The organism is Fulvivirga kasyanovii, assembly GCF_009711405.1.
GTDB lineage: Bacteria > Bacteroidota > Bacteroidia > Cytophagales > Cyclobacteriaceae > Fulvivirga > Fulvivirga kasyanovii.
The window spans coordinates 1-5,834 of the sequence record NZ_SMLW01000425.1 but is presented as its reverse complement, the minus strand read 5'-3'; the positions used below and the strand labels follow the sequence as shown (position 1 = coordinate 5,834).

Here is a 5,834-nt window from a genome sequence, read left to right as displayed (position 1 = left end):
TAAACTTCCGAAAGTTTGGTAAAGCTTAACCGATCAGTGGTACGGACAGAAGCATAAAACCCAAAACTATTCATCACAAAGCTTCAAGAGGCTCTGGCAGGAAGTAATTAAGTGTTTAAAGGTGGCTGTCTGGAGACAGCCACCGGGGAGAAAAAACTTCAACAACAGAGTGGACAGACATATGAACCGTTTCAATGAACGGCTGCATACACCTGCCTGTCCATTGTAATACCGTGCTCTTTGGTAAATTCTGCCGGGTTAAAATTAATTCTCCGGTACTCGTCCTGAACAGATTTTTTGGCTGCTTCCAAATGTTTCTGGCTCTGCCAAACGGCAATTGTAATGAGCTCAACAGGGTCAGCATCCCCTTCATTTACCATCATATTGTCTTCAATAAAGCCGGGAAGTGTTTTAATGTAGCTCCTGTTGTAGGCCACCTTCTTCATAAACTCGCCATAAGCACTTCGCGGAACAGTAAACCTGTCTACAAAAATCACGTGGTCGCCGGACCTATTCGTAAGACTGGAAAAATCTGCCGGTAATATTTCCAACTGCTGTAAAAAGCTCAGGCGGTCAGTCATGATTTGGTGATAAATAATCTGACCGCTTTCAAAAGTATATACCGCATACCCGTGATTACTGATGGTTTTACCTGTTGGTGCAATATGCTGAAAGTTGCCCTCATGGGTGCCGTTAACCCTTTGCCTGATCATCACTTTGTTGCCATCCGCGATAAGCTCCTCTATTTCCCACTTTGCATCGGGAAAGGCCTCAATTACTTGATAGATACCGATTTTAAATCCTTCTACCCCTTTGCCTCCCTGATCGTTGGCATAGTTTTCTGAAATCAGATTATCGAGAAGCTCAAATTTCCTTTCGTTAAGGATAACCTCATACAGGTTTCGAATAGCTTCTTTGTTTGCGGTTTGTTCGTTAATTACTTCCATAGTTGCTTTGTTGTCAGGCTGGTCAGTCTGATCCGGTACACATGCCACAACAGATGCAGCCGATACCAGGGCCAGCAGCCAGATGCCTGGTGTTAATAAATACTTCATAGTTTCTAAAATTTGATAAAGTAAACTTGAGGAAGATTGAAGGCTAATGATTGTAAAAAATCATTGATTTACCAGTAAGAGGCTGCACCGAAGAACGCTGTAGGGGTTAGTCCGGTAAAAAGTTTGAACTCTTTATTGAAATGAGGCTGATCGTAAAACCCATGATCCAGGGCAATAGTTGACAAAGACTCTAAAGAAGGGCTTTTATTAATAATCTCATTCATCCGCACAATGCCTGAAAACTGCTTGGCGCTGCTTCCCACCACTTTCCTGAACCTCTTCTCGAAGGCATCCTGACTGATACAAAGGTCATCTGCCAGTTTGCTTATACGAATAGATCCGCAGGAAGAATGGATCCGGTTTACAGCTTCCTGCACAAGATAATCTGGTTTATCATTGAGCAGCTTTGAGCACAGAAACTTTTCAATGAGAATAATCATGTCCTCAAATTTTTCAGTTTCGGCTAACCGGTCACTCACGGATGAGATTTCTGAGTGATGAAAAAAATTATCTAATGAAACGCTTTCTTCGAAAAGGCTAAAAATTGGCGGCTTGAAAAAGGCGGATGCTCCGGTTTCTGAAAACAGCACAATCAAGGCAGCAGTTTTTGGCGCGTAGTTGATGAGCCGGACGGTTTTCCTCAAGCCGGAGAAAGTGGCTGAGGGCAAAGTTTGTTGGTTATTAGTGTCGAGGTAAGTTATCTGACCTTTAAAACGAAAAGCCAGCGCAAATGAAGTGTTGGGCACTACCCTGTTGATGATCTCATTGTCACTCTCAATGATCCTGTAAGCTTTAATAAATGGCCTGAGCTGGCCGGTAGGCTGGTATTCGGTGAGCTTCATTTATTTTTAGCTTTGGCTATAATGTATCATGATTGACATAATCTGTTTACGGAGATTTTGAGTGTGTCGTTTCATGATGCAGAGCCTTCCGTAATTAAATAAGGCATAAACACGATTGAGAAGGCGCCTGATATTTTCATTGTACTTCTGCATAAAAATGCGCGAAAAAACCTCCTGAATCGTCACCCTGAAATTTCTGTATTGCACCCTGGAATATGGTTACCAAACTTCATAGAAATATTCAGGGTCTCCCGGATATGGGCAGTGCCTAAACCTTCAACTACACACTTGTTCACGGGGCCTCAGGTTCAGAGCAAATGCAAAGTTTAATCAGATGCATGTACACCAAATGCCGCGAAGTGGCATAATCTGTTTACGGAAATTTTGAGTGTGTCGTTTCATGATGCAACGCCTTCCGTATAACAATATGACATAAACACGATCAGGAGAATCCTGATATTTTCCACTGTACTTCTGCATAAAAATGCGCGAAAAAACCTCCTGAATCGTCACCCTGAAATTTCTGTATTGCACCCTGGAATATGGTTACCAAACTTCATAGAAATATTCAGGGTCTCCCGGATATGGGCAGTGCCTAAACCTTCAACTACACACTTAATCACGGGGCCTCAGGTTCAGAGCACCTACATCCGTTGGGAAGCAGGAAACATAAGCACAGCTATAGGCCCCGGATCAAGGAGATTCCTGATATTTTCTTTAAATGTATGCATGAGATCCCGTTTGTCTATGAAAATTCAGGAATGACGGAGATGGTGATAAGCCACTGCTTTACCAAATCAGAAAAGCCAGCTAACAACAGTTATAAAACCGACAAAAAGGCAAAAAACTATCAACAACAGAACGCTTACCACTCCCAATATTAATAATCTATCTCTAAACGTAGGTTTATGTTTTTCACCTGGGTTTTTCCTCTCATTCTTCCATGGCTTGAATGTGGGTACATGGTTTGACTTTAACCTGCTGTTGGCTTCCAGCTCGAGTAACTTAGTTTTTGCATATTCAGGAAGTTTACTTTTATCTCCTCTAAATGTTATATCCCGAAGTACTTGTGTTCCGGAGTAATTCACTGATTTCAAATAAATATCCACGCATTTTTTTATTCGATCTTCAGTTGGTGGAGTAAAAATCCAATACTTTCCAGCAGCATCATAAAACCCCGACTCATAGTAGAGTTCAGCCAATCGCTCCCAAATAAAAATCTCATTTGGATATTGGTTTATCAAATTTCTGAGACGATTTGCAGATTTAAATTTAATCCCTACATCAATGTCTTGCTCTATCTTCTCTATTTTTCGTTGAAGATTCATTTACACCCAGTTATTGTTATCCTCCAAAATTAATCTCTCAAAAACCTCATCAGCATCTTTAAATGTTCGCGTCAAAGGGTATTTAGGGTCTGGATTACTATTTTGATGACCATGTTAAATGCACCATCGCGTATTGAAAGTCAGTGTTAGCCAGCTTAAATAGGACATCATCATTATCTTGCCTGCGTGCTATAGTTTTTACTTCTTTTCCATATAGAATATGGCCCACTGAAATCTCCTTTCTAAGCTGCAGCTCCAGATTTTCATCGGTAGCATGCCATGGTTTAAGAAATTTTATCCTACCTGAATGCATTTGAGTAGTTATATCTTCCCTCCTAAATTCTTCAGCCTTCCCATATCATCAAATTCCCCGGTGATGGTTTTGCCATCTTTTGAACCTTCAATTTTATCATTTTCCTCCTTTAACTGAAACTCGCGATCAATAAGGTAGTTTATAAATGCAGCTTTGTGGTTTATGTCTATGTTGCTGATTAATTGCGGAAAGCTTGTTAGCATTTTTTCATACCTGTTTTTGTCGATATCCGGAATCGCCTTGCTGTCAATGGTCACTACCAGGGTTCCCTGTCCGTAGTTAGCGCAATAGTATGCTTTGGACTTAAAGAGCCCACAGGCCGCCATTCCCATTTTGTGTTCAAACCCTTCTTCCACCGAAAAGTGTCCGTCGGTCAATTCAGGTATTTGCTTTTGCTCTCCCAGTTTTTTCAACTCGTTAGACTGCACCAACAGGTTTTCAGGGATCCCACTTTTAGCATTGGCCCATCCCCACATCCAGGAAGAGTCGTTAAACGACAGGGAGCCTATAACCTGGACGGGAAACCTTAAGGCGTCTCCAAAAGATATTGTGCCAGACCCCATATCAAATTGCCACGAGTTCGACCCAATTACATCCCCCAGAATCATCTGCTTTTCGAATGATAATCCGGCATTTTGCTCAAATAATTCTTCAAACGACTTCCAGTCAGATTTTTGAGGAGTTTTGAAATCGCTGTTATCAGATTGTACTTTTTCCTCCTGGTTTTCTTTACCAAATAGTTTTTTAAATAGGCTCATTTTTTATTGTTTATGGTTATTCCCATGGTCTCCACAGAGTTTTCAGTGAGACCAGATGGGAAGCAATTTTATCATTGTATTACTATACTGTCGGTTTCAAATACCATCCTTTCCGCGTACCCTCCCACCATACGGCCGTATGCTGTGCATTGCATTTTATTATCAATTATTCGGTTTAGAGTGCGAAGGTTTATATTCGGATAAATTAACATACTTTCAAGTTGTATTGATTCGTCTGATCGGTTTTCAATAGGCTCATCAAACACGATCTCGTAATCGGATGATATATCGGGAGCCAACCTTTGACGCCTTACTATAATCCCTTGTAAGGTGTCAGGGTAACTCGACAAATTTATATGCTTTAGCTTTTGCCTTATCAGAGCATTGCAATCACCTGCCTGAATCAGAGTAATAGAATTGACTGCTATAGCCGTTCTGCCCCAAGTCCAGTTCCCTCCATTTTTTTCTGTCTCTATGTCCCATCCGGATGGAAAATAGCCTTCTACTTTCACACATTTCCCCCAATATTCAGTCAGGTCAGTATCCGCAATTAAGTAAAAGTCCCTTTTTGAAGATACTAGTTGATAATCAGCCTTAATTCCTAACCTGGAATCACTAGTAATATCTGAAGTCTGCACCACTCCGATGATCGATAGCGCAGAATCATTATAAGTGATAAAAGAATCATAACCCGTAGAATCAACCTTTTGGGTACCTTCCGTTTCAATGATATCCGTCTGATCATCAAGCAAACCATCTTTATTGTGAGAATGCTTTTGACATCCTACTAAAGCAATGGCCGTGTAAAAGATCAGAATGTGTATATGTTTCATAATTAAACTGTAATTCCTAATGATCATTATGAAACTCAGCATAAGGATTGCGAAGATCCAGGTTCTCCACTACATCAGCAATGTCAACCTCACTCCCTATTTCCACTCGTTTGCCGTTGATTGATTTTACCGTCCACATTGGAATTCTATAGGGTTCCGGGTCTATAGGATAATAAATGCGGTATTCTATTTCCTCGGCGTGATCATTGTAATTATTATAACTTACCAGTTTTATGTAAACAAATCTTAACCTGTTTAATGTATCATAGTAAATTTCAGCGTCATAAGAACCCATCTCGTCCGTCTGGCTGACATTCAAAAGCCTAACCCTAAACCCAGAATCAACATAAGCGGATTCTAAATGAACATACTCCCCCATTGCAGCCACAGTACGTTGATAATGCTGCAGGGTTTTATCATCTATAGAAGCCCGGATTTCCTTATAAACATCTCTCGTAGCTACAATTTCCGGATGGGAAAGCCAGTTATCTTTGGTCAACCTCACTTCCTGAGCCTTGCCAGATGCAACCAGCACCATACATAATAAAATACTTAGTATTATTTGCTTCATTGTTATTTGTTATTACCACTTACTTTAAGGCAGAAATCCCACAGTGGGTTCTGCGTCATGCACGCCACTATTTTACCCTGCACCTCGTCTTTGCCAAAACATCGTGAAGAGCTCTCTTATCTTTATTAGTTAAA

The 5,834-nt window shown here is 40.7% G+C and carries 7 protein-coding genes; all 7 read right to left on the bottom strand.

Annotated elements, in window-relative coordinates; translation table 11 throughout:
• Positions 1-191: 191 nt before the first annotated feature.
• Complete coding sequence (locus E1163_RS06195; RefSeq protein ID WP_155170571.1) at positions 192-1,055, bottom strand: ester cyclase; 864 nt, start codon at positions 1,053-1,055, stop codon at positions 192-194.
• 68 nt (positions 1,056-1,123) lie between these two features.
• On the bottom strand, positions 1,124-1,897 hold the full coding sequence (locus tag E1163_RS06190) for a helix-turn-helix domain-containing protein (protein WP_155170570.1): 774 nt from the start codon (positions 1,895-1,897) through the stop codon (positions 1,124-1,126).
• Positions 1,898-2,694: 797 nt separating this feature from the next.
• Entirely contained in the window at positions 2,695-3,225 is a 531-nt protein-coding gene (locus E1163_RS06185) for a DUF6584 family protein (protein WP_155170569.1), read from the bottom strand.
• A gap of 97 nt (positions 3,226-3,322) precedes the next feature.
• On the bottom strand, positions 3,323-3,538 hold the full coding sequence (locus E1163_RS06180; protein ID WP_155170568.1) for a hypothetical protein: 216 nt from the start codon (positions 3,536-3,538) through the stop codon (positions 3,323-3,325).
• Positions 3,539-3,546: 8 nt separating this feature from the next.
• Positions 3,547-4,296, bottom strand: a complete 750-nt coding sequence (locus E1163_RS06175; protein ID WP_155170567.1) for a DUF6882 domain-containing protein — start codon at positions 4,294-4,296, stop codon at positions 3,547-3,549.
• A 71-nt stretch (positions 4,297-4,367) separates the two neighbouring features.
• The gene (locus tag E1163_RS06170) at positions 4,368-5,129 is read right to left on the bottom strand and encodes a hypothetical protein (RefSeq protein ID WP_155170566.1); all 762 of its coding nucleotides are present in this window, start codon (positions 5,127-5,129) and stop codon (positions 4,368-4,370) included.
• A gap of 16 nt (positions 5,130-5,145) precedes the next feature.
• Positions 5,146-5,700 (bottom strand): hypothetical protein, encoded by a 555-nt coding sequence (locus E1163_RS06165; RefSeq protein ID WP_155170565.1) that lies wholly within the window; start codon positions 5,698-5,700, stop codon positions 5,146-5,148.
• Positions 5,701-5,834: the final 134 nt, after the last annotated feature.